General features: G+C 60.1%; 27 protein-coding genes. 16 read left to right on the top strand and 11 right to left on the bottom strand.

The genetic code is table 11. The features are described 5' to 3' along the window. Window positions 1-2: 2 nt before the first annotated feature. The 4 genes from rsxG (at window position 3) to dtpA (ending at window position 4,087) form a co-directional block, all read left to right on the top strand. Window positions 3-632, top strand: coding sequence for an electron transport complex subunit RsxG (gene rsxG, locus GKN89_RS00720; RefSeq protein WP_154746146.1), 630 nt, complete (start codon window positions 3-5; stop codon window positions 630-632). Continuing rightward, window positions 629-1,327, top strand: a complete 699-nt coding sequence (locus GKN89_RS00715; protein WP_019455951.1) for an electron transport complex subunit E — start codon at window positions 629-631, stop codon at window positions 1,325-1,327. The genes rsxG and GKN89_RS00715 overlap by 4 nt, the downstream gene beginning before the upstream one ends. Beyond that, window positions 1,327-1,968, top strand: a complete 642-nt coding sequence (nth, locus tag GKN89_RS00710; RefSeq protein ID WP_019455952.1) for an endonuclease III — start codon at window positions 1,327-1,329, stop codon at window positions 1,966-1,968. The genes GKN89_RS00715 and nth overlap by 1 nt, the downstream gene beginning before the upstream one ends. 604 nt (window positions 1,969-2,572) lie before the next feature. After that, window positions 2,573-4,087, top strand: a complete 1,515-nt coding sequence (dtpA, locus tag GKN89_RS00705) for a dipeptide/tripeptide permease DtpA (RefSeq protein ID WP_063919378.1) — start codon at window positions 2,573-2,575, stop codon at window positions 4,085-4,087. 77 nt (window positions 4,088-4,164) lie between these two features. Here the strand turns inward: dtpA and GKN89_RS00700 are convergent, their stop codons facing one another. Continuing rightward, the gene (locus tag GKN89_RS00700) at window positions 4,165-6,258 is read right to left on the bottom strand and encodes a prolyl oligopeptidase family protein (RefSeq protein WP_154746145.1); all 2,094 of its coding nucleotides are present in this window, start codon (window positions 6,256-6,258) and stop codon (window positions 4,165-4,167) included. A gap of 194 nt (window positions 6,259-6,452) precedes the next feature. After that, the gene (locus GKN89_RS00695) at window positions 6,453-7,016 is read right to left on the bottom strand and encodes a helix-turn-helix domain-containing protein (RefSeq protein WP_033640484.1); all 564 of its coding nucleotides are present in this window, start codon (window positions 7,014-7,016) and stop codon (window positions 6,453-6,455) included. 115 nt (window positions 7,017-7,131) lie between these two features. On the opposite strand from GKN89_RS00695, the gene GKN89_RS00690 reads away from it, so the two are divergent. The 3 genes from GKN89_RS00690 to GKN89_RS00680 all read left to right on the top strand — a co-directional run bounded on the left by GKN89_RS00690 (window position 7,132) and on the right by GKN89_RS00680 (window position 9,599). Continuing rightward, complete coding sequence (locus GKN89_RS00690) at window positions 7,132-8,319, top strand: benzoate/H(+) symporter BenE family transporter (RefSeq protein ID WP_154746144.1); 1,188 nt, start codon at window positions 7,132-7,134, stop codon at window positions 8,317-8,319. Window positions 8,320-8,405: 86 nt separating this feature from the next. Further along, window positions 8,406-9,071 (top strand): O-methyltransferase, encoded by a 666-nt coding sequence (locus GKN89_RS00685; RefSeq protein ID WP_230328896.1) that lies wholly within the window; start codon window positions 8,406-8,408, stop codon window positions 9,069-9,071. Between the two features lie 24 nt (window positions 9,072-9,095). Continuing rightward, window positions 9,096-9,599 (top strand): cupin domain-containing protein, encoded by a 504-nt coding sequence (locus GKN89_RS00680; RefSeq protein WP_063919376.1) that lies wholly within the window; start codon window positions 9,096-9,098, stop codon window positions 9,597-9,599. Here the strand turns inward: GKN89_RS00680 and GKN89_RS00675 are convergent. Next, window positions 9,564-10,418 (bottom strand): aminoglycoside phosphotransferase family protein, encoded by an 855-nt coding sequence (locus tag GKN89_RS00675; RefSeq protein WP_154746142.1) that lies wholly within the window; start codon window positions 10,416-10,418, stop codon window positions 9,564-9,566. The two genes, GKN89_RS00680 and GKN89_RS00675, sit on opposite strands and share 36 nt — an antisense overlap. A gap of 182 nt (window positions 10,419-10,600) precedes the next feature. Between GKN89_RS00675 and GKN89_RS00670 the strand changes: the two genes are divergently transcribed. Continuing rightward, complete coding sequence (locus tag GKN89_RS00670) at window positions 10,601-10,981, top strand: RidA family protein (RefSeq protein WP_019455960.1); 381 nt, start codon at window positions 10,601-10,603, stop codon at window positions 10,979-10,981. Between the two features lie 7 nt (window positions 10,982-10,988). Here the strand turns inward: GKN89_RS00670 and GKN89_RS00665 are convergent, their stop codons facing one another. Beyond that, complete coding sequence (locus GKN89_RS00665; RefSeq protein ID WP_019455961.1) at window positions 10,989-11,369, bottom strand: nuclear transport factor 2 family protein; 381 nt, start codon at window positions 11,367-11,369, stop codon at window positions 10,989-10,991. A gap of 275 nt (window positions 11,370-11,644) precedes the next feature. On the opposite strand from GKN89_RS00665, the gene GKN89_RS00660 reads away from it, so the two are divergent. Beyond that, window positions 11,645-11,914, top strand: coding sequence for a hypothetical protein (locus GKN89_RS00660; RefSeq protein ID WP_019455962.1), 270 nt, complete (start codon window positions 11,645-11,647; stop codon window positions 11,912-11,914). Here GKN89_RS00660 and GKN89_RS00655 read toward each other — a convergent pair. Beyond that, entirely contained in the window at window positions 11,911-12,303 is a 393-nt protein-coding gene (locus tag GKN89_RS00655; RefSeq protein WP_063919374.1) for a nuclear transport factor 2 family protein, read from the bottom strand. The two genes, GKN89_RS00660 and GKN89_RS00655, sit on opposite strands and share 4 nt — an antisense overlap. Before the next feature lie 201 nt (window positions 12,304-12,504). On the opposite strand from GKN89_RS00655, the gene GKN89_RS00650 reads away from it, so the two are divergent. The 4 genes from GKN89_RS00650 (at window position 12,505) to gstA (ending at window position 15,493) form a co-directional block, all read left to right on the top strand. Then, the gene (locus GKN89_RS00650; RefSeq protein WP_154746141.1) at window positions 12,505-13,200 is read left to right on the top strand and encodes an HD domain-containing protein; all 696 of its coding nucleotides are present in this window, start codon (window positions 12,505-12,507) and stop codon (window positions 13,198-13,200) included. Window positions 13,201-13,285: 85 nt separating this feature from the next. Next, entirely contained in the window at window positions 13,286-13,549 is a 264-nt protein-coding gene (locus tag GKN89_RS00645) for a DUF3811 domain-containing protein (protein WP_019455965.1), read from the top strand. 361 nt (window positions 13,550-13,910) lie between these two features. Continuing rightward, entirely contained in the window at window positions 13,911-14,795 is an 885-nt protein-coding gene (dapA, locus tag GKN89_RS00640) for a 4-hydroxy-tetrahydrodipicolinate synthase (protein ID WP_154746140.1), read from the top strand. A 92-nt stretch (window positions 14,796-14,887) separates the two neighbouring features. After that, on the top strand, window positions 14,888-15,493 hold the full coding sequence (gstA, locus tag GKN89_RS00635; protein ID WP_019455967.1) for a glutathione transferase GstA: 606 nt from the start codon (window positions 14,888-14,890) through the stop codon (window positions 15,491-15,493). A gap of 39 nt (window positions 15,494-15,532) precedes the next feature. Here gstA and pdxY read toward each other — a convergent pair whose 3' ends face one another. The 5 genes from pdxY to anmK form a co-directional block, all read right to left on the bottom strand. Beyond that, a complete protein-coding gene (gene pdxY, locus GKN89_RS00630; protein ID WP_154746139.1) occupies window positions 15,533-16,393 on the bottom strand; it encodes a pyridoxal kinase PdxY in 861 nt (286 codons plus the stop codon). 84 nt (window positions 16,394-16,477) lie between these two features. After that, window positions 16,478-17,752, bottom strand: a complete 1,275-nt coding sequence (gene tyrS, locus GKN89_RS00625; protein WP_154746138.1) for a tyrosine--tRNA ligase — start codon at window positions 17,750-17,752, stop codon at window positions 16,478-16,480. Window positions 17,753-17,890: 138 nt separating this feature from the next. Then, on the bottom strand, window positions 17,891-18,544 hold the full coding sequence (gene pdxH / locus GKN89_RS00620) for a pyridoxamine 5'-phosphate oxidase (RefSeq protein WP_063919370.1): 654 nt from the start codon (window positions 18,542-18,544) through the stop codon (window positions 17,891-17,893). 89 nt (window positions 18,545-18,633) lie between these two features. After that, window positions 18,634-18,936, bottom strand: coding sequence for an MliC family protein (locus tag GKN89_RS00615; RefSeq protein WP_019455971.1), 303 nt, complete (start codon window positions 18,934-18,936; stop codon window positions 18,634-18,636). Window positions 18,937-18,981: 45 nt separating this feature from the next. Beyond that, a complete protein-coding gene (anmK, locus tag GKN89_RS00610; protein WP_154746137.1) occupies window positions 18,982-20,103 on the bottom strand; it encodes an anhydro-N-acetylmuramic acid kinase in 1,122 nt (373 codons plus the stop codon). A gap of 351 nt (window positions 20,104-20,454) precedes the next feature. On the opposite strand from anmK, the gene GKN89_RS00605 reads away from it, so the two are divergent. Then, window positions 20,455-20,919, top strand: coding sequence for a glycine zipper 2TM domain-containing protein (locus tag GKN89_RS00605; protein WP_025159710.1), 465 nt, complete (start codon window positions 20,455-20,457; stop codon window positions 20,917-20,919). A gap of 94 nt (window positions 20,920-21,013) precedes the next feature. On the opposite strand, the gene slyA is transcribed toward GKN89_RS00605, so the two are convergent. Further along, window positions 21,014-21,445 (bottom strand): transcriptional regulator SlyA, encoded by a 432-nt coding sequence (gene slyA, locus GKN89_RS00600; protein WP_025159709.1) that lies wholly within the window; start codon window positions 21,443-21,445, stop codon window positions 21,014-21,016. A 180-nt stretch (window positions 21,446-21,625) separates the two neighbouring features. Here slyA and GKN89_RS00595 point away from each other — a divergent pair, with 180 nt between their 5' ends. Both GKN89_RS00595 and GKN89_RS00590 read left to right on the top strand, forming a co-directional pair. Continuing rightward, window positions 21,626-21,862, top strand: coding sequence for a DUF1656 domain-containing protein (locus GKN89_RS00595; RefSeq protein WP_025159708.1), 237 nt, complete (start codon window positions 21,626-21,628; stop codon window positions 21,860-21,862). A gap of 3 nt (window positions 21,863-21,865) precedes the next feature. Continuing rightward, window positions 21,866-22,729 carry an HlyD family secretion protein gene (locus GKN89_RS00590; RefSeq protein ID WP_025159707.1) on the top strand — a complete coding sequence of 288 codons (864 nt, stop codon included), beginning with the start codon at window positions 21,866-21,868 and terminating at the stop codon, window positions 22,727-22,729. The last annotated feature ends 1 nt before the right edge of the window (window position 22,730 follow it).

The raw sequence follows: 22,730 nt of genomic DNA, 5'->3' as shown, positions 1-22,730 counted from the left end.
TCATGCTGAATTCCATGAGAAAGCACGGCACCACGCTGGCGGTGTTTGCGGCGGTCACCACCGGCCTGACCGCCGTGGTCTACGCCCTGACGAAAACCACCATCGTCCATCAGGCCGCGCTACAGCAAAAAGCGCTGCTCGATCAGGTGGTGCCGCCGGAAAACTACGACAACGTGATGCAGAACGAATGCTTCCTGGTCAGCGATCCGGCGCTGGGTGACAGCGCGCCGCACCGTTTGTATCTGGCGCGCAAAAACGGGCAACCGACCGCCGCCGCGCTGGAAACCACCGCGCCGGACGGCTATTCCGGCGCCATCAAGCTGCTGGTCGGCGCCGATTTCAGCGGCACGGTGCTCGGCACCCGGGTGATTGAACACCACGAAACGCCGGGGCTGGGTGACAAAATTGAACTGCGCATTTCCGACTGGATTTCCTTCTTCAGCGGCAAGAAAATCGAAGGCCCGGCAGACAAACGCTGGGCGGTGAAGAAAGACGGCGGCATGTTCGACCAATTCACCGGCGCCACCATCACCCCGCGAGCGGTGGTCAATGCGGTGCGCCGCACCGCGTTGTATATGGAAACGTTGCCGCCTAAACTTGAAAGCTTACCTGTGTGTGGAGCCGCCGAATGAGTGAAGCCAAAGAATTGATCGTCCAGGGGCTGTGGAAGAACAACTCCGCCCTGGTGCAGCTGCTGGGCATGTGTCCGCTGCTGGCGGTGACCTCCACCGTCACTAACGCGCTGGGGCTGGGGCTGGCCACCACGCTGGTGTTGACGCTGACCAACGCCTCCATCTCCGCGGTGCGCCGCTGGGTGCCGAGCGAAGTGCGTATTCCGATCTACGTGATGATCATCGCTGCGGTGGTAAGCATCGTGCAGATGCTGATCAACGCCTATGCCTTCGGCCTATATCAATCGCTCGGTATTTTTATTCCGCTGATCGTGACTAACTGCATCGTGGTGGGCCGCGCCGAAGCGGTGGCCGCCAAGAAACCGGTCGGCCTCTCGGCGCTGGACGGTATGGCCATCGGCCTTGGCGCCACCGGCGTGATGGTGACGCTGGGCTCGATGCGTGAACTGTTGGGCAACGGTACGCTGTTCGACGGCGCCGATCAGCTGTTGGGCGGCTGGGCCAAATCGCTGCGCATCGAAGTGGTGCATTTCGACAGCCCGTTCCTGCTGGCCATGCTGCCGCCGGGCGCCTTTATCGGCCTGGGGTTGCTGCTGGCGGTCAAATATCTGATCGACGAAAAAATGAAGGCGCGCAAAGCCCGCGCCGTGGCGGTGGAGCCGCTGCTGGAGCAAGGACACGCTGAGAAGGCCTGATGAATAAACAGAAGCGACTGGAAATTCTGACCCGGCTGCGCGACAACAATCCGCACCCGACCACCGAACTGGTGTACACCACGCCGTTTGAGCTGCTGATCGCCGTGCTGCTGTCCGCGCAGGCCACCGACGTGAGCGTCAACAAGGCGACCGCCAAACTTTATCCGGTCGCCAATACCCCCGCCGCCATGCTGGCGCTGGGGGTTGATGGCGTCAAGGAATACATCAAGACCATCGGCCTGTTCAACAGCAAGGCCGAAAACGTGATCAAAACCTGCCGCATGCTGCTGGAGCTGCACGGTGGCGAAGTGCCGGAGGATCGCGCCGCGCTGGAAGCGCTGCCGGGCGTCGGCCGCAAGACCGCCAACGTGGTGCTCAACACCGCCTTCGGCTGGGCGACCATCGCCGTGGACACCCATATCTTCCGGGTGTGCAACCGCACCCACTTTGCGCCGGGCAAGAACGTCGATCAGGTGGAAGAGAAGCTGTTGAAGGTGGTGCCCGCCGAATTCAAGGTCGATTGCCATCACTGGCTGATCCTGCACGGCCGCTACACCTGCATCGCGCGCAAACCGCGCTGCGGCTCCTGCATTATCGAAGACCTGTGTGAATATAAAGAGAAGGTTTATCCGGAATCCTGAGTCAGTTGGGTGCGGCAAACCGCACCCGCCGCTTCCTCTCCCCCCGCCAGCGCCTCTTTTTTATCGGAAATGTGATATCGCGCAGCAGTAACCCCGGCGTTATCGCGGTTTTCAGTGCAAAAACCATCGCTGCGTTATTTTCAAGCGAAAAATTAGTCGAAAATTGCGGTGACCGTCACGCTTTGAGGATCACAAGGCGTTCACAAATGCCAGCCCCATTTTCCTAAATTTCTTTAATTTTACAAAACACGCCATATACACAACATTCCAACGGATTAATAACCACACATACACTGATGCGCTAAAAAATAGCAATTCAGCAGAATATATCCCTGTTTAAAATTGGTATAGCTTTTAATCAAAACAAAAAATCGGCAAACCATTAAAACCCGAAAGTTAATACTGCATAACATTTGCAACATCGCGGCATAATCCTGTCGGCGTTAAATGTAACCGAATATGACAAACTGCTTGCCACGTTGACAAAGATAGTGAACATTAACCGCCGTCCCCATCCTATAACAACGCAAAAGGATGCCGTTCCGCATCAACTTTTGTACTTTCCCGTCCTCAAAAGACGGGCTGCGAAAAAACAGAGGTACCAGTGTCAACAGCAAACAACCAACATCCGGAGAGCGTGAGCCTTAACGCGTTCAAACAACCGAAAGCGTTCTATCTGATCTTCTCGATCGAACTGTGGGAGCGTTTCGGCTACTACGGCCTGCAGGGCATCATGGCGGTTTATCTGGTCAAGATGCTCGGCCTGAGCGAAGCCGACTCCATCACCCTGTTCTCTTCCTTCAGCGCCCTGGTGTACGGCTTCGTCGCCATCGGCGGCTGGCTGGGCGACAAAGTGCTGGGCTCCAAGCGCGTGATCGTGCTCGGCGCGTTGGTGCTGGCCGCCGGTTACGCCATGGTGGCCTACTCCGGTCACGACATCTTCTGGGTCTATCTGGGCATGGCGACCATCGCCGTGGGCAGCGGCCTGTTCAAGGCCAACCCGTCCTCCCTGCTGTCCACCTGCTATGAGAAAGACGACCCGCGTCTCGATGGCGCCTTCACCATGTACTATATGTCGGTGAACATCGGTTCCTTCTTCTCCATGCTGGCGACCCCTTGGCTGGCGGCGAAATACGGCTGGAGCGTGGCGTTCTCCCTGAGCGTGGTCGGCATGCTGATCACCCTGGTCAACTTTATGCTGTGCCACAAATGGGTGAAGAAAAACGGCTCCAAACCTGACTTCAAGCCGCTGCATCTGCCGAAACTGCTGATGGTGCTGGTCGGCATCGTGGCGCTGGTCGCCGTTTCCAGCTGGCTGCTGCACAACCAGGTGATTGCACGCTGGGCGCTGGCCCTCATCTCCGCCGGCATCGTTCTGGTGTTCGCCAAGGAAACCTTCGCCCTGCACGGCGCCGCACGCCGCAAGATGATCGTCGCCTTCCTGCTGATGCTGGAAGCGGTGGTGTTCTTTGTGCTGTACAGCCAGATGCCAACCTCGCTGAACTTCTTCGCCATCCACAACGTGGAACACAGCATCCTCGGCGTCGCCTTCGAGCCGGAGCAGTACCAGGCGCTGAACCCGTTCTGGATCATGCTCGCCAGCCCGATTCTGGCCGCGCTGTATAACAAAATGGGCGATCGCCTGCCGATGCCGCACAAGTTCGCTTTCGGCATGATCCTGTGCTCCTGCGCCTTCCTGGTGCTGCCATGGGGCGCCAGCTTCGCCAACGAACAGGGCATCGTATCGGTCAACTGGCTGATCCTCAGCTACGCGCTGCAGAGCATCGGCGAGCTGATGATTTCCGGTCTGGGCCTGGCGATGGTGGCGCAGTTGGTGCCGCAGCGTCTGATGGGCTTCATCATGGGCTCCTGGTTCCTGACCACCGCCGCCGCGGCGCTGATCGCCGGTAAAGTCGCCGGTCTGACCGCCGTCCCGAGCGACATCAACGACGCGCACGCTTCACTGGCCATCTACAGCCATGTGTTTATGCAGATCGGTATCGCCACCGCCGTCATCGCTATCCTGATGATGCTGACCGCGCCGAAACTGTACCGCATGACGCTGGACACCAGCGAAGACGCCAATCAGAAAGCGCAGGAAGCCACTGCGACTCACTGATCGCCGGGCGAATAGCGCGTAAATAAAAACACCGGGGTTAACGCCCCGGTGTTTTTTTATGCCCGCGAGAAAAGAGCTTACGCTGACTTGGGCTTGCCGCTCAGATTAGCCCACATGAATTCGCTCACCAGCGCACTGTGGAACGCTGCCTGCTGCTTGTCGGCGGCGGCGCTGTGCCCGCCTTCGGTATTCTCATAGAAATAAGCCTGTTGATACCCCATCGCCTGCATGCGCGCCGCCATTTTGCGGGCGTGGGCCGGGTTGACCCGATCGTCGCTGGTGGCGGTATAGAACAGCACCGGTGGGTAGGCCGTCTGCGCCTGAATATTGTGGTACGGCGAGAAGGTTTTGAGATAGGCCCACTGCTCTGGCTTGCTCGGATCGCCGTATTCCGCGATCCACGACGCGCCGGCGGAGAGCTGGGTATAGCGCTGCATGTCCAACAGCGGCACTTCGCAGACGATGCAGCCGAACAGCTGCGGATACAGCGTCAGCATATTGCCCACCAGCAGGCCGCCGTTGCTGCCGCCGCGTGCGCCGAGATGCGGCGCCGAGGTCACCTTGCGTGCGATAAGATCTTCGGCCACGGCGGCGAAATCCTCATAGGCGCGATGGCGATTCTGCTTGAGCGCCGCCTGATGCCACGCCGGACCATACTCGCCGCCGCCGCGGATGTTGGCCACCACGTATACCCCGCCGCGTTCCAGCCAGGCCGGCGCCTTGCCGCCGAGATAGCCCGGCAACAGAGGCACCTCAAACCCGCCGTAGCCATACAGCAGCGTCGGCGTGCTGCCGTCCAGCTTGAGATCTTTGGCGGCGATCTGGAAATACGGCACGCGGGTGCCATCTTTGGAGCGCGCGAAATGCTGGCTGACCTGATAGCCGGCGGCGTCAAAGTCCTGCGGCGCCTGTTTCAGCAGCGTCGCCTCACCGCCGTCGAGATTGCCCATGTACAGCGAGGTCGGCTGCAGGAACCCACTGACGGTCAGGAAATAGGCGTTGCTCTCTTCGTCGATGCCGCCGGCGGAAATGGTGCTGATGGCGCCGGGGTTGCCCAGCGGGCGACGTTGCCAGCTGCCGCCCTGCGGCGTCAGCACCTCCAGCCGGTTGACCACGTTATCCATGATGCTGAGGATCAGATGATCGCGGGTGCCGCTGTAGCCGCTCAGCGCCTGCTCGGCGGTCGGGGTAAACAGCAGCTGCAGCTCGCGCTTGCCCGCCAGATAGTCATCGAAGTTGGCCGCCAGCAGTGCGCCGGACGGATAGCGTTTGCCCCCCACTTCCCAATCGCTGCTCGGTTTGATCAGCAGCCATTCCCGATGCGTATCCAGCTCGGCGTCGGCCGGGATATCGATTTTTTTCTGCCGGCCGTCCTGAGCCAGCAAGAAATAGTCGCGGCGATAGAAGTCCAGGCTGCGGCCGACGAAATCGCGTTCAAAGCCCGGCGTGCGGTCGTGATAGGCAAAGACCGCCATGTCCTCGGGCTGCGCTTCGTACAGCGTTTCGGCCGCGCTCAGCGGCGTACCGCGCCGCCAGCGTTTGGCGATGCGCGCGTAGCCGGACTGGGTCATCGAGCCGGGGCCGAAGTCGGTGGCGATGAACAGCGTGTCCCGATCGACCCAGGAGACCCGGCTTTTCGCCACCGGCACGTTGAAGCCGTCTTTGACGAAGCGTTTGGCCACCAGATCGAATTCGCGGATTTCGGTGGCGTCACCGCCGTCCGGCGACAGCTGCATCAGGCAATAGCGGTATTCCGGCGCCAACGGCTGCGAGCCCTGATAGACCCAATCCTTGCCCTCGGCTTTGCCCAACGCATCGATATCCAGCACCTTCTCCCAGGCCGGTTTGGCCTTGCGATACTCGTCCAGCGTGGTGCGCCGCAGCAGGCCACGCGGGTTGGCTTTATCCTGCCAGAAGTTGTAATAGAACTCGCCGCGTTTGCTCACCCACGGGATCTGGGTGTCTTTATTGAGGATATCCAGGACCTCGCGCTCAATGCGCTGAAAGTCTTCGCCTTGGGCGAAGCGCGCGGTGGTGCGTTGATTTTCCTGCTGCACCCAGTGCAGCGCTTTTTTACCCTGCAGCTCTTCCAGCCACAGGAATTCATCGCCGGCGGCCGCGCCGCCCTCCGCCGCCATCGCCAGGCGGATACTGTTGGGTAATGAAGTCATCGCGAATACGGCTCCTGCGGTTTGCGCACTGAGTTTAATGAACTGACGTCGATTGGTGACCGGCAAAATCAAGCTCCTTTTGAGTCGGCTGCAACGCCGCCCCGTCGTGGGCGACAGCCTGTGAAATAAGAGTCATTTTCAACAAGGTAGGCGTTTGGCGGCGCGGAGTCAAAGCCCACGGCCGCCGCGTTGAGTCAGGATTGAGGATAGTGGATCAGATCGTGGATACGCACCGTTTGCGAACCGGCGTTGCGGTAGGCGTGCGGCCGATCGGCCTGAAAGCGCATCGCCTCGCCGGCCGCCAGGCTGTGCCATTCGCCGTCTATCGCCAACTCCAACCGCCCGCTGATCACGATCACATGCTCTATTACCCCCGGCTCATGGGGCGACGATTCGCTGAGCGCGCCCGGCGCCAGATCGATGACGAACATATCGAAACCCAGTTGGCGATCGTAGGGAAACAGCGGCACCACGCGCATATCGGCGTTGTCCTGATCGTACACCGGCAGCTCGCCGTAACGGTGCAGCGTCGCCTGCTGCTGGGCGGGCGACGCCTCAAGAAAGGCGGAGAACGCCACGTTGAAACCGGTGGCGATCTTCCATAGCGTCGCTACCGTCGGGCTGGATTCGCCGCGTTCTATCTGCCCGAGCATCGCTTTGCTGACGCCGGTGTATTCCGCCGCCTGCGTCAGGCTCCAGCCGCGCTGCGCGCGCAACGTGCGAAGGGTGTGCGCCAAATGGCCGGCAAGTTCCTGCATCCTGTTCTCCTCTGCGTATCGCGCCCGATTATACCCGCTTGTGCGCTATAGCGCACGGTGCTATGCTGATTTCTTACCGTGCGTTATAACGCACAATCACCGATTGGAGCCACTCATGCGCCCAGCCCTCTCCCTGCGCCATCTGACCCTGCCTGCCGTAATGGCCGGCTTCGTCGCCGTTCTGGTCGGTTACACCAGCTCTGCCGCGATTATTTTCCAGGCCGCCGCCGCCGCGGGCGCGACACCGGCGCAGATCGGCGGTTGGCTGAGCGTGCTGGGGATCGCGATGGGCGTCACTTCGCTGGGGCTCTCGCTTTACTACCGCACCCCGATCCTCACCGCCTGGTCGACGCCCGGCGCGGCGCTGCTGGTCACCAGCCTGCCCGGCACGCCGATCAACGACGCGATCGGCGTGTTTATCTTTGCCTCGGGTCTGATCCTGCTGTGCGGCGTCACCGGACTGTTCGCTCGCCTGATGGATTATATTCCGCAGGCGATTTCTGCCGCGATGTTGGCGGGGATCCTGCTGCGTTTCGGGCTGGACGCCTTCGCTTCGCTGCAGCTCAATTTCCTTCTCAGCGCCGGTATGGGGCTGGCCTATCTGCTCAGCCGCCGTTATCTGCCGCGCTACGCCATCGTGCTGACGCTGGCAGTCGGGCTGGCGATCGCCGCACTGCAGGGCAATATCCATCTGGCGCAGCAGGCGCCGGCGTTCGCCATGCCGGAATTTATCGCACCGCACTTCAGCTGGCCGACGCTGCTCGGCATCGGCGTGCCGTTCTTCGTGGTGACCATGGCTTCGCAGAACGCGCCCGGCATCGCTACGCTGCAGGCGGCGGGCTACCGTGTTCCCACCTCGCCGCTGATCGCCTGGACGGCGCTGACCGCGCTGCTGCTGGCGCCGTTCGGCGGCTTCTCGGTGTGCATCGCCGCGATCACCGCCGCCATCTGCATGGGGCCGGACGTGCATCCCGATCCGCAGCGGCGCTATATGGGCGCGGTGGCCGCCGGCGGTTTCTACCTGCTGGCCGGGCTGTTCGGCGGCGCCATCGGCCTGCTGTTCAGCGCGTTGCCAACCGCCCTGATCCACACCATCGCCGGGCTGGCGCTGCTCGGCACCATCGGCGGCAGCCTGCAACGCGCGCTGCATGATGAGAAACAGCGCGACGCGGCGCTGATCGCCTTCCTCATCACCGCTTCCGGCGTCACATTACTGGGCATCGGTTCGGCCTTCTGGGGCATTGTCGGCGGCGCCATCGCGCATCTGCTGCTATCGCTGCCGCGGCGAGGAACAGCAACATAAAGTGCCAAACGCACGCGGTGCATTGACAAGCAGCGCGGCGGCACCTTCACTGGATGGGCACACTGCGTTTCCCGCACGAGGCCCGCATGAAAGAAAAGGAACAATGGTCCCAGGTCGATCGCTATATCGCAGACAGCCTGGTAGAACAAGATGATGCCCTGTTGCAGGCGCTGGCGACCAACGCCGCCGCCGGGCTGCCGGCGTATGATGTGGCGCCGAATCAGGGCAAACTGCTGCAGCTGTTCGCCCGCATGGTGAATGCCAAACGCATTTTGGAAATCGGCACGTTGGGCGGCTACAGCACCATCTGGCTGGCGCGCGCGCTGCCGGCGGATGGCAAGTTGGTCACCCTGGAAGCGGATGAAAACCACGCCGCCATCGCCCGCCAGAATATTGCTCGCGCCGGGCTCGCCGGCCAGGTCGAACTGCGCGTCGGCCCCGCTCTCGCTCACCTGCCCGCGCTGCAAGCCTTGGCTCCCTTTGATCTGATCTTCATCGACGCCGACAAACCGAGCAATCCGGATTACCTGCGTTGGGCGCTTAAACTCGCGCGCCCGGGCACGGTGATTATCGGTGACAACGTGGTGCGCGATGGCGCAGTCACCGATGCTGCCAGTACCGACGCCCGTGTACAAGGCGTACGCGAATTCTTCACGATGATGGCTGCGGAACCCCGCCTGAGCGCCACCGCATTGCAAACCGTGGGCAGCAAGGGCTGGGACGGATTCTCTCTGGCTATCGTCAACTTTTAAGTGACAATGTCACCAAGGAAGCTTATGACTGAGAAAGCGGCGCTGTTGGCTCAGCGCCTGATACGCAATGTCGAACGGGTAGATAAGCAGCACGATCGGCGGCCGCCGCTGTATGACAGCGTCGGCGCGCGCCTCGGCACCGGCACCGCCGCCGACAAGCTGGGTGCCTCTTTCGATTGCGTGGCGCCGGGCATGCGTTCCTGCCCATACCATTTTCACTACGCTCAGGAGGAAATGTTCATCATTCTGGAAGGCAGCGGTACGCTGCGGGTGGCCGGAGAAATGCTGCCGATCGTCAGCGGGGATGTCATCTTCATTCCGCCCGGCCCGGAATACCCGCACCAGATCATCAACACCTCCGATGCGCCGCTGAAGTACCTGTCCGTCAGCACGCGCGAGCAGCCGGAGCTGGTGATGTACCCGGACTCCGGCAAATACCAGGCGATGGCGCGCGGCAATGATGGCGAGCAGGTACGCTACCTGCAACGCCCTTCAACCTCGCTCGATTACTGGCAGGATGAACCCTGAATCGCCGTCCGGCAGCGGGAGATCCAATGCGCGCGCCGCCAGCTCGGCCACGCGGAAGTCGATATCCGCCGCCTGGCCGTCTTCCATAAACCAGGCGGCGGACAGCCCCGACCAGGCCAGGACCCATTGCAGCAAGCGCCGGCGCTCCAGCCCGGCCAGGCGACACACCTGTTCCACGCGCCGCTGGAAAATGGCCGGATCGGTGGCGATGCCGTAGTTGGGATTACAGAAGATATTGGCGTAATCGAAGCCCCGTTCGCCGAACAAGCGCTTGGGATCGATCGCCAGCCAGCCGCGTTCGCCGAAGTCCAGCACGTTGTCATGGTGGATATCGCCGTGCAGCACGCTTTCTTCTCGCGGGCTGCTCAGCAGCTCCGCCGCCGCCGTGGCGCTGAGGCGCAGCATGCCGCCGTGCGCCTGCGCCGCCGGCCACAGCGAGCTGAACCACTCCTGCAGCGGGATCAGCTCGGGCAACGGCGCGGTACGCGGCGCATGCAGGGCGGCGATCGCCCGACATAGGATCCGCGTGGCCTGCTCATCGTCGCCGTCGCGCACCAGCTGTGCCAACGAACCTTCGCCCTGCGCGCGCTCCAGCAGAATGCCGTCGTCATGCCATGCCAGCACCTGCGCGGCACCTTCCCCGCGCCACCAGCACATCAGTTGGCCGCCGAAGCGCTCTTCCTGCTCGCGGGCGATCTTCAGCATGGCCGCCTCGCCGCGGTAACGCACCGGCATCAGCAAGCTGCTGTGGGTTTCGAAGGCTTTGCCGTCCTGCTCCAGTTGCCAGCGTTGCAGGTAGGGAGTAAAAAGCGGGTTCATCGTCTCATGCGTCCTTGTGGCCGAGCTGCGCCGCACTGTCACATTCAGGTGAGAGACGACGTATAAAATAAAGAGAGATGATACTCTCAAATATCATCGGTGCGCGGCGTCTGACCGCCGTTTCATCAGTATCCTAACCAAGTTTGTCGATTTTATTAACCGGTCTTGCGCGGGGTTCGACCATGACATCATTAAAACGCATTAATTATCCGCAATTGCCTACGCCGGGCGGCCCTTACGTGCACGCCGTGCGTCACGGCGATCGCCTGTACGTGTCGGGCTTGACCGCCTTCGCCACCGACGCTCAGGGGTTGAGCGCGTCAGAGCAAACGCAGGAAATCCTCGAACAGCTGGCGACCATCGCCGCCAGCGAAGGCGTGAATCTCAAGGCATTGATTAAAATCAGCGTGTTCCTGACCGACATCGCCGATCTGGCGGGCGTGCGCCCGGTGCTGTTTGACTACTTCGACGGCGCGCTGCCGGCCTGCTCATTGATGGCGGTCAGCGCGTTGTTCTCACCTGCGGTGTGCGTGGAGATAGAGGCGGTGATGGCGTTGCAATAGCGCAGCGTTAGAGCGCGCCTTCGTCCGGTACGCAGGGGCCGATTTTGAACCAGGCTTTGGCGATCCGCCCCTGCTCCACTTCGTAAATGGCGATAACATCCATTTTGCCGCGCCCCTGCGGGAAGTTGCGCGTCACCACTTCCTGATCGACCACCATATTCCCCACCGCCATGCGTTTTATCCGTTCACCATACAGGCTCGGCTCGCGAAAACGCGCCAGGTGCCGTTCGCGGATCGCCGCCTTGCCGCTGGCCAACAGCGTGTCGGGGTGCTCGTAATACTGCGCATCGTCCGCCCAGCAGGCCATAAAGGCCTCGATGTCACGGGCGTTATAAGCGTCGAGCTGGCGTTGAACCACATCCTGCGGGCGTACCGTTTTATCGTTCATCACATCCTCCTGCCGAAGTTAACCGCCGCATGCGTCGAACCCCTCACCATAACCGCTCAATGCGGCAGCTTGATGACACGCGGCAAGTGAATAAAAACACAGAAATAGCGAATAAATAACCTATCATGCCCAATGGACAATTCAAGCGTCTGCGCAGAAATTTTCAGCATCGCGCCAGGAGCGATGAAAACCGCAGGACGGCACGCGTTAATCTTTGCGGCGGCCGGGAGGATTCTGCTAATTTAGCGTGAACAGCCAGATGATAACGAAACGCTATGCAGCAAAAACCGGTGTTGGACGAAGCCAGACAGTTAAAGCGACTCAACGCCGCCACGCGGCGCCAATCCCATATGTATAAATGGATCGCCCTGGTAGCGGCGCTGGATGCGTTGTTGGTGTTTTGGTATGACCGGGATATGCGCAACGTCACCTTCTCGGGAGCGGTCGCGCTGGTGTGCGGTTATCTGTGGATCCGCGATCGCAACAAGGCTCGCGGCTATCGGCGCGAGTTCGATCGCAAATTCGGCAAGCGCAGCGGCGATTAAGGCTGCATCGCTTCCAGCACCTTAGCACTGTCGACGATCTGCACGAACTTCACGATTTTACCGGCGCGCACCGTATAAATATGCGCGAAAGAGGCGCTGAAGGATTTGCCGGTGGACCGGTAGGTGCCGTGGTAAAAACCCTGAGCGATCACATTGTCGCCGGCGTCGTAAAAATGATCGACGTCGGCGCGGTAACCTTGCCATTCGCTGCCTAAACGCTGATGCACGTTCTTGATGATGTTCTCCGGACCGATGTAGGTGCCGGCGTAAGGGAAACCGGCGGCTTCGGTCCACTCGGCATCGGGGGCCAGCGCCGCCAGCAGATTACGGCCGTTTTCTTCGGAGCTGCCTTCATAGGTCGCGCGCACTATTTCAAGAGGGGTTGGCATGTCTCTTCTCCCATGGCTGATGAGGATATTCCGGCCATCTCCGCGGACACAGGCTCTCACCAAGCGGAGACGGCGGAACGTGGCTATTTTAGGTTGCTTGTTTCGCTGCAAAAACCGCAGTTATGACAATAGTCAGTTGCACTTTAGTAAACAATAGTCGCTTCGCCGTCATTTTCCCGGCATCCAACGCGGCTATGCTGATTGACCGATTTCCCCCAACAGGAGCTGAACGTGTCTTTACCCTCGCTGACGCAAGAGCTGTTACAACCGTTTTCCCCCTATCAGGCGTTGGCGCAAGCGCTGCTGCCGCTCACCCTCGAGTCTGACGACGGCTCGCACGATGTGGCGCACCTGCACCGAGTCTGGAAGAACTGCCGCCGGATCAGCAAGCTGGAAGGCGGCGATCGGCGCATTCTCTGTGCGGCGGTGCTGCTGCATGACGCGGTGGCGGTGGAAAAGAATTCGCCGCAGCGTCATCTGGCCTCGCGCATGGCGGCGCAGCAGGCCACGCTGACGCTGACGCGGCTGGAATGGGCGCCGGAGGATATCGCGGCGGTGGCGCACGCCATCGAAGCGCATAGTTTTTCCGCCGGCATCCCCCCGCAAACGCTGGAGGCCAAGATCCTGCAGGACGCCGATCGCCTCGACGCCATAGGTCTTATCGGCGTGGCGCGCTGCTTCTATATCGGCGGCCGCATGCGCAGCGCGCTGTATGACGCCGCCGATCCGCGGGCCGAACATCGTCAATACGACGACAAGCGTTTCTGCCTCGACCACTTCGAAACCAAACTGTTCAAGCTGCAAGACGGCTTCCAGACCGCTGCCGGGCGGCAGATGGCCGAACAGCGCACCCAACGCATGCGGCGCTTTGTCGACGAGCTGCTGGAAGAGGTATAGCGCGACGATTTCGTTATGCCCATAACATTTTCGGTCATATAACGCCGCTAAACTGTAAGTCAACTTCACCGAACGGGCGGCACAGATGAAAAAGTTGACGTTGAAAGAGATGACGGAAAGCGAACAGCGGGAAGTGAAAACCGAATTGGACAAGGCGCGCAAGAGCCACGGGCGGCCACTGACCAACGCCGAACAGCACAAGGTCAAGGATGAAGCGGTGGCGCGCATCATGGCCGCCAGAGCGAAACTCGCCAAGGCGGAGCGTGCGGAACGCAAGGCCAATCGCTACCGGCCGAGTGGCGATACCTTCAGCTGGTCCGCCACCATCGGTTCCCGCCCACCGCGCTGAGCCAGCCCAACAATCCCCGCCGCCGCGGGGATTGTTGTTTATTAGCCAAACTCATCCCCGCTGCCGAATCATGAATAACAATGTTATCAATCTGTTGTAAATTGACAGCCTGATGAAGAATATTCATTATCACCCCACTTCCCCTTTTCGCGAGACTGCCATGGCCTATCCACGCAACGTTGACATTCCGATGACGCCTGCGTTGCCTGTTGGCGGTTTGGCAGCGGTTAAATCGAAGAAACAGACGCTCATTTGACCGGGGCGAGCTGTCCCGTCAGATGAGCTGACTGGATGGCACGCAACGCCCCGCCTTCAATTTTCTCATCTGGCTTCTCTGTCGGTCACACAGAAGGAATATTTTATGGCCTCATTTTCGGGTATTTGGGTGGCGATGGTTACCCCTTTCAATCACGATGCCGTCGATCTGCCAGCGGTGAAACGCCTGGCGCGGCACCTGCTCGACGCCGGCGTCTCAGGCCTGGTGGTCTGCGGCTCCACCGGTGAAGCCGCCGCGCTGAGCAAAGAAGAACAGCTGGCGGTGCTCGACGCGGTGCTGGAAGTGGCGCCCGCCCATCAGGTGGTGATGGGCCTGTCCGGCAATAACATGGCCGCCACGCTGCAGATGCAGCAGGCCATTCAGCTGCGCGACATCGCCGGCGTGCTGATCCCGGCGCCTTACTACATCCGCCCTTCGCAATGCGGTCTGATCGACTATTTTACCCAGTTGGCCGACGCCTCAACCTTGCCGGTGATCCTGTACAACATTCCGCAGCGCACCGGCATCGCCATGGAGCTGGCCACATTGCGCCGGCTCGCGCGCCATCCGCGCATCACCGCCATCAAGGACTGCGGCGGCAACCCTGACGCCACCATGGCGCTGATCGCCGACGGCGAGATCGATGTGATGACCGGGGAAGACAATCTGATCCTCACCACGCTGTGCCTCGGCGGCACCGGCGCCATCTCCGCCGCCGCCCATGTGCACCCGGAACGTTTCGTCCAGTTGACGCAGCAGGTCGCCGCCGGCGATCTGGCCGCGGCGCGCAGCAACTTCTATGAGCTGCTGCCGATGATCCACCAGATGTTCAGCTTCCCGAATCCGGCGCCGGTCAAGACGGTGCTGGCCCAACAAGGGCTGATCGTCAACGAACTGCGCTCGCCGATGCAGGTGGCGCCGCAGGCGCTGCAACAGCAGATCGCCGCGACGCTGGCGCAGCTGCAGCCCGCCGAGGCGATCGTCAGTTAAATTTGTTAGCTAAGCCGCTGTAATTTTGGCGCTATGGGACTACGATGAGAGGTTAAGCATGCCCGTCATTCGTCATCAACAAGGAGCTTCCGATGAAACTGTTCTATAAAGCCGGCGCCTGTTCGCTGTCCCCGCATATCGTGCTGCGTGAGGCAGGGCTGGATTTTACGGCGGAGAAGGTCGACCTGGCGCACAAGAAAACCGAGAGCGGCGCCGATTATCTCGCCATCAACCCCAAGGGACAGGTACCGGCGCTGCTGCTGGATGACGGCAGCCTGCTGACCGAAGGCGTAGCGATCGTGCAATACCTGGCGGACCGCGTGCCGGATCGCAACCTTATTCCGGCGGCGGGCACCCTGTCGCGCTACCACGCGATCGAATGGCTGAACTACATCGCCACCGAGCTGCACAAAGGGTTCAGCCCGCTGTTCAACCCGAAAACGCCCGAGGAATACAAAACCATCGCGCGTGCCAAGCTGGAGCAGCAGTTCAGCTATCTGGATTCGGTGCTGGCGAAGCAGCACTTCCTGTTGGGAAGCCGTTTCAGCGTGGCCGACGCTTACTTGTTCACCGTGTTGCGCTGGGCATTCGCCCTGCAGTTCGATGTGCGCAAGCACGCCCATCTGGCGGCCTGGTTCGATCGCGTCGCCGCGCGCCCGGCAGTGGATGCGGCGCTGAACGCCGAAGGTTTGAAGTAAAGGTTCGGCCCCGGCGGCGATCGCCGGGGCCCGTTTCACTTACAGTTTTACCGCCTTGAACTCGCTGCGCGGCTGCACGATCCGATCCTGCGCCGCCACCACCTGCAGTTCGTACTCGCCCATCTCCTGGGTGGTCAGCATCACCTCATACACCGCGGCGGTCACGTGCTCCAGCGCTTTATCCAGCGCCTCGCCCTTCAGCAGATCCACCAGCAGCAGACCGCTGGTCAAATCGCCGACGCCGACCGGCTGACGCGCCCCGAAGTCCACCAGCGGCCGGCTGATGTGCCAGGCCTCGTCCGCCGTCACCAGCAGCATTTCGAAGCAGTCGGCGTGATAGCCGGCGCGGGCCAGGTGCTTGACCAGCACCAGCCTCGGCCCTTTGGCGATCAGCGCGCGGGCGGCCTGCACCGCGTCGTCCACATTGGCGACGGCCATCTGACTGAGCATCTCCAGTTCCAGCAGGTTCGGCGCCATTATGTCGCTGCACGGCAGCGCTTGGCGGCAGTGAAACTCGGCCACGCCCGGCGCCACGATGCAGCCCTTTTCCGGATGCCCCATCACCGGATCGCAAAAATACCAGGCGTTCGGGTTCGCCTGCTTAACCTGGCGCACGATCGCCAGAATATGGTCGCCCTGCTCCGGCGAACCGATATAGCCGCTCAACACCGCATCACAGCGCTTCAACTGATCGATATTGGCGATGCCCTGCGCGATCTCGGTCAGGTGGCTGGCCGGCATGACGCAGCCGGTCCACTGACCGTATTGCGTATGGTTGGAGAACTGCACCGTGTTCAGCGGCCAGACGTTGACGCCCATGCGACGCATTGGAAACTCCGCCGCACTGTTGCCGGCGTGACCAAACACCACGTGCGACTGGATAGAAAGAATGTTTTTCATCGACAGAACTCGTTCGGGATACGGCAGCCGGGCGGCTGCCCAAAAATAAAGGGGCCGCCAGGGCCCCTTACCGTCATGATTCGCTTACTGCCAATCCACCAGGCAGTAGTGTTTTTTGCCGCGGCGCAGCAGCGTGTAGCGGCCGAACAGACGGTCCGCGTCGCTGAAGCGGTATTCGGCATCGGATTGTTTCTCGCCGTTGATGGTCACCGCATTGGAGCCGATCATGGTGCGCGCCTGGCCACGTGACGGTACCAGCTCGGCATTCACCAGCGCCTGCTGCAGATCGGCGTCGCTATCCAGTTTGATGGTTGGCATGCCGTCCTGCGCCAACTGGGCGAAGTCCGCTTCGGTCATGTCATGCAACGCGCCGGAGAACAGGCTCTGGGTGATGCGCTTGGCGGCCGCCAAACCTTCCGCACCGTGCACCATGCCGGTCACTTCTTCCGCCAGCACGTACTGGGCGCGCGGCGCCTTGCCGCTGTTCTTGTCTTCTTCTTCCAGCGCGTTGATGTCTTCCAGGCTCATGAAGGTGAAGAACTTCAGGAAACGGTAGACGTCGGCGTCGGCGGTGTTGATCCAGAACTGGTAGAACTTGTACGGGCTGGTTTTTTCCGGTGCCAGCCAGACCGCGCCGCCTTCGGTTTTACCGAACTTGGTGCCGTCCGCTTTGGTGATCAACGGCACGGTCAGGCCGAACACCTGTTTCTGGTGCTGACGACGCGTCAGATCGATACCCGAGGTGATGTTGCCCCACTGGTCGGAACCGCCGATCTGCAGCTCCACCTGGTGGCGGTTATACAGCTCGGAGAAATCGAAGCCCTGCAGCAGGTTGTAGGAGAACTCGGTGAAGGAGATGCCGGAGTCGTCGCGATTCAGGCGCTGCTTGACCGCTTCCTTGTTGATCATCTGGTTGACGGAGAAGTGCTTGCCGATATCGCGCAGGAAGGTCAGCACGTTCATGCCGCCAAACCAGTCGTAGTTATTGGCGGCGATAGCGCTGTTGCTGCCGCAGTCGAAATCGAGGAACGGGGAAACCTGCTTGCGGATCTTCTCGACCCACTCGTTCACCGTATCGGTGGTGTTCAGCTTGCGCTCCGCCGCTTTGAAGCTCGGATCGCCGATGAGGCCAGTGGCGCCGCCCACCAACGCTACCGGCTTGTGGCCGGCCAGTTGGAAGCGCTTCAGGCACAACAGAGGAACCAGATGGCCCAAATGCAAGCTGTCAGCGGTCGGATCGAAACCGCAATACAGTGCAATTGGCCCTTGCGCCAGTCGCTCCGCTAACGCTTCCTCATCCGTAACCTGGGCAACGAGGCCCCGCTCTTGCAGTTGTTTAATCAAGTTGCTGCTTGCCATCAATGACTCCATGTATAAACGAATGCACCTTTGCCGGTACACGGCCTTTCGCCCAGTGGCGAAATAAAAATTCAGGGTAGCGCATAGAATAAAGCGCCGGCGGCGTCAGCACCAGCGCTTAGAGGGGATTTTCCGTCTTCAGGGTGCCAGTCGGTCAATTTTCCAGTCATTCCCGTCCCGCTGATACAGGAAACGGTCATGCAGGCGATGGGCGCCGCCCTGCCAGAACTCGACGGAGTCGAATTTCACGCGGAATCCGCCCCAGAAACTCGGCAGCGGCACCTCGCCCTGCTGGAACTTCTGCTTCAGCTCGAGGAATTTGCTTTCCAGCACGCCGCGCGCGGAAATGCGCGACGACTGCTGCGAAACCCAGGCGCCGATCTGGCTGTCTTTCGGCCGGCTGTTGAAATACTTCAGCACTTCGAAAGTCGACAGGCGCTCCACCTGGCCGAGGAAAATCACCTGGCGATCGAGCATGTGCCAGGGGAACAGCAGGCTGATATGCGGGTTGTGCGCCAGCTGCTGCGCCTTGCGACTGCCGAGATTGGTGTAGAACACCAGCCCCTGCTCATCGAAGTGCTTCAGCAGCACGATGCGTTGATAAGGCTGGCCGTGCTCGTCGACGGTCGCGACGCACATGGCGGTGGGATCTGCCAGGCGCGCGTCGCAGGCCTGTTTCAACCAACGCTCGAACAGCTCGAGCGGGCTGGCGGTCAGATCGTTGCGGCGCAGGCCGCCTCGGGTGTATTCACGGCGCAGGTCCGCAACATCAAACTCATTCTTTTCAATCATCTGGGTTATCGACCAACTGAAAAAATCCGTCGTTACATTCTGCGCCTGCGGCGTCAGGAACTCAATCGCTCCGACGCCGCCACCGGCCTTTAGTCCGTCAGCACGCAGTCGCTCATCACAACTTTGCCGTTGCGTTCAAGATAGGCGTTGCGGTCTTTCGACCAAAACGTGTATTTACCGTCGCTGTATTTGGCGCCGGTCAACGCCAGCACCTGCTTGAGATGCAGCTGTTCGCCATCCATCAGCAGGCTGACTTCGCTCGCCTTGCCGTCCAGCGCCACCGTCAGCGGCGTGGTGCCGCACTGATAGTGCATCGTCTGGCTGCTCTGCGGCAGGATGTAGCTGCAGCCGGACAGCGCCAGCGCGCCGGCGACGAAAATGACTTTTTTCATGCTGTTGCTCCTTAGAAAAATCCTTCACAGGCTATCCTAACAGAGCTAACGGCACCCCAATGGCAAAACCGGATAAATCCCACCCAGCACCGTTTCACGGCTGGCGCCGGTCACCGACGGCAGGTTGCCGGCCTGGCCGGACAGCGTGCGAAACGCCAGCCAGGCGAAGGCCAGCGCCTCCATGTCGTCGCCGCTGACCCCGCAGTCGTCGGTCAACCCGACTTCCGTCCCCGGCAGCAACGCCGACAGACGCGCCATCAGCAGCGTGTTGCGCGCCCCGCCGCCGCACACCAGCAGCCTTTCACACCCGCCGGCCAGCTGCACCTGCTCGCTGATGCTGACCGCGGTCAACTCCGTGAGCGTGGCCTGCACGTCGACCGGCGCAATCGCCGGCAATCCGGCCAGTTGGCGCTCCAGCCAGGCGATATTGAAATACTCGCGCCCGGTGCTTTTCGGTGCCGGCAGCGCGAAGTAAGGATCTGCCAGCATCTGCTGCAGCAGCGGCAAGCAGACTCGCCCCTGCATAGCCCAGCCGCCGTCCTGATCGTAAGGCTGCGCGCGGTGGCGCCACACCCAGGCATCCATCAGCATGTTGCCCGGCCCGGTGTCGAAACCGCGCACCGGCGTACCGGGCAGCAGCAAAGATAGGTTGGCGATGCCGCCAACGTTCAGCACCATGCGCCGTTCGAGCGGATGCCCCAGCAGCGCCTGATGAAACGCCGGCACCAGCGGCGCGCCCTGCCCGCCGTAGGCCATATCGCGCCGGCGGAAATCGCCGACGGTGGTGATATCGGTCAACGCCGCGATGCGGTTGTTGTCGCCGAGCTGCATTGAGAAACGCGCGTCGCCCTCCGGTTCGTGCCACACCGTCTGGCCGTGACAACCGATGGCGGTGATCTGCTCCGCGTCGATGCCGGTTTGCTTCAGCAGGCCGAGTACCGCTTCGCCGAACAGCGTGCCCAACTGAGCGTCCAACCGGCCGACGGCGGCCAGGGTGGTCTGCTGCCCCTGGCACATGCCAAGAATCTCTTTTTTCAGCGCGATCGGCATCGGATGGCTATAGCTGGCCTGTTGCGCCACCATGCGATCGTCGATCGCGGCCAATACCACATCGATCCCGTCCAGACTGGTGCCGGACATGACGCCTATATAGCGGCCTGACTTCATAGCAACATCCTCTAACCTGCGCGGTAAGCAAATTTCATCCTGACAAATAAACCAGAATTGACGAATTAACGCCATGAATTATGATGCTTTTTTTGCGGGGCGTGAGCCAGATGCGCCGCTGTGGCACACTTTATGTGTTAAACCGTGCCTTAACCGGCAACGGAATGTCGCCGAGGCTGTCATAAAGGTAAACCGCGGTTTATTATTGGTTGAACAGAGGAAAGTTAAGCTGCGTGCAGCGATGAAGCATGGTGATATGCCAACTTTCCGCCATACTTTGTCTATCATTTTCACTGAATCTTGCCTGGAGAGCATTGCCAGGTTATGGACTACTACCATCAGGAGTTTTATATGATCAAGCGTCTTCTCGTCGTTGCCGTCGCCGCCGTTACGCTGGCTGGGTGCGCCAATGAATCCATGTCCGGCGATGTCTACTCGTCCTCGCAGGCCAAACAGGTGCAAAACGTCACCTACGGGACGCTGGTTTCCGTGCGTCCGGTGAAAATTCAGGGCGGCGAAGGCTCCAACGCCTTGGGGATGATCGGCGGCGCGGTGATTGGCGGCCTGTTGGGTAACACCGTTGGCGGCGGCACCGGCCGTACGCTGGCTACCGCGGCGGGCGCTATCGCCGGCGGCGCGGCAGGCAACAGCATCGGTGAAGTGGCCGGCCGTACCTCAGGCTACGAGCTGGAAATCAAAACCGACCAGAAAGAGAACATCGTGGTGGTACAGAAAGCGGGCGACACCAAGTTCAGCCCGGGCCAGCGCGTACGCATGGCGCGCATGGGCGACACCATCACCGTCTCTCCGCTGTAAGTCAGCAGGCGACACACGGCAAACCGGAGGCAATCGCCTCCGGTTTTATTTCTGATGCTGTGAAACTGTAATCGTAGAAAAAATAAGAATATTATTATTTGCTTTGCAGTTCGGTGATATTTTGTTCTAACTTGCCAATCAGCCCAACCAACAGATGCACTTCGTCGGCGGTAATGCCGCTTAAAATCTCACTGCGCGTAGACGTGATCACGCTGTCCACTTCCCTGATGATCGGATCGGCCGCTTCGGTCAGCTTGATGCGCTTCGCGCGGCGATCGTTGGCACAGGTGTGGCGCGTAATCAGCCCCTTCTCCTCCAATTGGTCCAGCGTACGAACCAGTGACGGTTGCTCGATACCGATCGCCTTCGCCAGCTGAATCTGCGACTGCTCCGGCGGCAAACGATTGATATTGTGCAAAGTGACCCAGTGTGTTTGGGTCAGCTCCAACGGCTTGAGCCGATGATCGATGAGCGCGCGCCAAACACGAACCAATCGTGCTAAATCTGAACCTAATGTTGACTCCACTTCCCCCTCCTTATAATTAGCATGCTAACATTACCTCCCAGAGTTTAGACTATTTTGGGTAACTCACATTAAAAACACAAATGTATATAATGTATATTGTGGAAATAGCCACTGTTTTTAGCCGCTATTGTTTAATCGTTATGCAAATATTCAACATATTCACCCTTAGGGATTGTTAATGTGAATACATCATGGTTACACGCCTCTTCCCCCTTGCCCGATTTGGTGCTGGGGGCATCGCTTTATTTTCCGCCTATATTTAAAGCTTTTTTGCTAGGGCTGGTCTTATGGCTGCTGATTCATCAGCTGCTGCGAGACTGGATGTATTCCGGCGAAATCTGGCATCCCATGTTGATGGATCTGTCCATTTTCGTTCTGACCGTCAGCGGTTCCTTATGGATTTTAGCGAGTTGGTAACCCATGCAGCATAAAACATTAAAATACTTTTCTACGGTGATCGTCTGCGCCATTGCCGTCTGTGCCGGTTGGTGGCTCTGGAATTATTATATGCAATCGCCATGGACCCGTGATGGAAAAGTGCGCGCCGAACTCGTCAATATCACCCCTGAAGTCTCTGGAAGATTAGAGAAAATAAGCGCGAATGACAATCAGTTCGTACCTGCGGGAAGTCTGATTTTTACCCTCGACCCGGTGCCCTACCAGATCGCGCTGGACAATGCCGAGGCCGCTGTGGCAAAAGCGCAATCCGATCTGGCCAAGGCGGACCACGAGGCCGCCCGCCGCCGCGGTTTGCCGCGCAACGTTATTTCCGCTGAAGATTTGGACGAGTCCAATTTAGCTGCTCAGGCAATGAAGGCCGCCTATAAAGCCGCTCAGGCCAACCTGGAGCAGGCCAAATGGAATTTGAGCAAAACCAAAATTTACGCCCCGACGGACGGTTATATCACCAACCTGCAGGCGCGAGTCGGAAACTACGCCAACGCCGGCACGCCCTTGGTGGCGCTGGTGGATGTGCACTCGTTTTATGTACTCGGTTATTTCGAAGAAACCAAGCTGAAGCATATAAAAGAAGGCAATAAAGCGGACATCGTTTTATATAACGGCAACACGCCGCTGCAGGGGGAAGTAGAGAGCATCGGCCGCGCCATTTACGATCAGAGCGTTGACAGCAGCAACGATCTATTAATGGACGTTAAGCCTAATGTTCCCTGGGTACGTTTGGCCCAGCGCGTGCCGGTACGGATAAAATTGCTCAACGTGCCCGCCGATTTGACGCTGGTCGCCGGCACCACCTGCACCATTTCGATTCATCAGCGGAACTAAA

Source organism: Serratia sp. YC16, assembly GCF_009707615.1.
In the GTDB taxonomy this organism is placed as follows: domain Bacteria; phylum Pseudomonadota; class Gammaproteobacteria; order Enterobacterales; family Enterobacteriaceae; genus Serratia; species Serratia surfactantfaciens.
This window is presented reverse-complemented; position numbering and strand designations above follow the sequence as displayed.

Coding starts and splice junctions, on each gene's coding strand:
- rsxG (WP_154746146.1), top strand. CDS start 3: ATGCTGAATTCCATGAGAAAGCACGGCACCACGCTGGCGGTGTTTGCG.
- GKN89_RS00715 (WP_019455951.1), top strand. CDS start 629: ATGAGTGAAGCCAAAGAATTGATCGTCCAGGGGCTGTGGAAGAACAAC.
- nth (WP_019455952.1), top strand. CDS start 1,327: ATGAATAAACAGAAGCGACTGGAAATTCTGACCCGGCTGCGCGACAAC.
- GKN89_RS00700 (WP_154746145.1), bottom strand. CDS start 6,258: ATGACTTCATTACCCAACAGTATCCGCCTGGCGATGGCGGCGGAGGGC.
- GKN89_RS00695 (WP_033640484.1), bottom strand. CDS start 7,016: ATGCAGGAACTTGCCGGCCATTTGGCGCACACCCTTCGCACGTTGCGC.
- GKN89_RS00690 (WP_154746144.1), top strand. CDS start 7,132: ATGCGCCCAGCCCTCTCCCTGCGCCATCTGACCCTGCCTGCCGTAATG.
- GKN89_RS00685 (WP_230328896.1), top strand. CDS start 8,406: ATGAAAGAAAAGGAACAATGGTCCCAGGTCGATCGCTATATCGCAGAC.
- GKN89_RS00680 (WP_063919376.1), top strand. CDS start 9,096: ATGACTGAGAAAGCGGCGCTGTTGGCTCAGCGCCTGATACGCAATGTC.
- GKN89_RS00675 (WP_154746142.1), bottom strand. CDS start 10,418: ATGAACCCGCTTTTTACTCCCTACCTGCAACGCTGGCAACTGGAGCAG.
- GKN89_RS00670 (WP_019455960.1), top strand. CDS start 10,601: ATGACATCATTAAAACGCATTAATTATCCGCAATTGCCTACGCCGGGC.
- GKN89_RS00665 (WP_019455961.1), bottom strand. CDS start 11,369: ATGAACGATAAAACGGTACGCCCGCAGGATGTGGTTCAACGCCAGCTC.
- GKN89_RS00660 (WP_019455962.1), top strand. CDS start 11,645: ATGCAGCAAAAACCGGTGTTGGACGAAGCCAGACAGTTAAAGCGACTC.
- GKN89_RS00655 (WP_063919374.1), bottom strand. CDS start 12,303: ATGCCAACCCCTCTTGAAATAGTGCGCGCGACCTATGAAGGCAGCTCC.
- GKN89_RS00645 (WP_019455965.1), top strand. CDS start 13,286: ATGAAAAAGTTGACGTTGAAAGAGATGACGGAAAGCGAACAGCGGGAA.
- dapA (WP_154746140.1), top strand. CDS start 13,911: ATGGCCTCATTTTCGGGTATTTGGGTGGCGATGGTTACCCCTTTCAAT.
- gstA (WP_019455967.1), top strand. CDS start 14,888: ATGAAACTGTTCTATAAAGCCGGCGCCTGTTCGCTGTCCCCGCATATC.
- pdxY (WP_154746139.1), bottom strand. CDS start 16,393: ATGAAAAACATTCTTTCTATCCAGTCGCACGTGGTGTTTGGTCACGCC.
- tyrS (WP_154746138.1), bottom strand. CDS start 17,752: ATGGCAAGCAGCAACTTGATTAAACAACTGCAAGAGCGGGGCCTCGTT.
- pdxH (WP_063919370.1), bottom strand. CDS start 18,544: ATGATTGAAAAGAATGAGTTTGATGTTGCGGACCTGCGCCGTGAATAC.
- GKN89_RS00615 (WP_019455971.1), bottom strand. CDS start 18,936: ATGAAAAAAGTCATTTTCGTCGCCGGCGCGCTGGCGCTGTCCGGCTGC.
- anmK (WP_154746137.1), bottom strand. CDS start 20,103: ATGAAGTCAGGCCGCTATATAGGCGTCATGTCCGGCACCAGTCTGGAC.
- GKN89_RS00605 (WP_025159710.1), top strand. CDS start 20,455: ATGATCAAGCGTCTTCTCGTCGTTGCCGTCGCCGCCGTTACGCTGGCT.
- GKN89_RS00590 (WP_025159707.1), top strand. CDS start 21,866: ATGCAGCATAAAACATTAAAATACTTTTCTACGGTGATCGTCTGCGCC.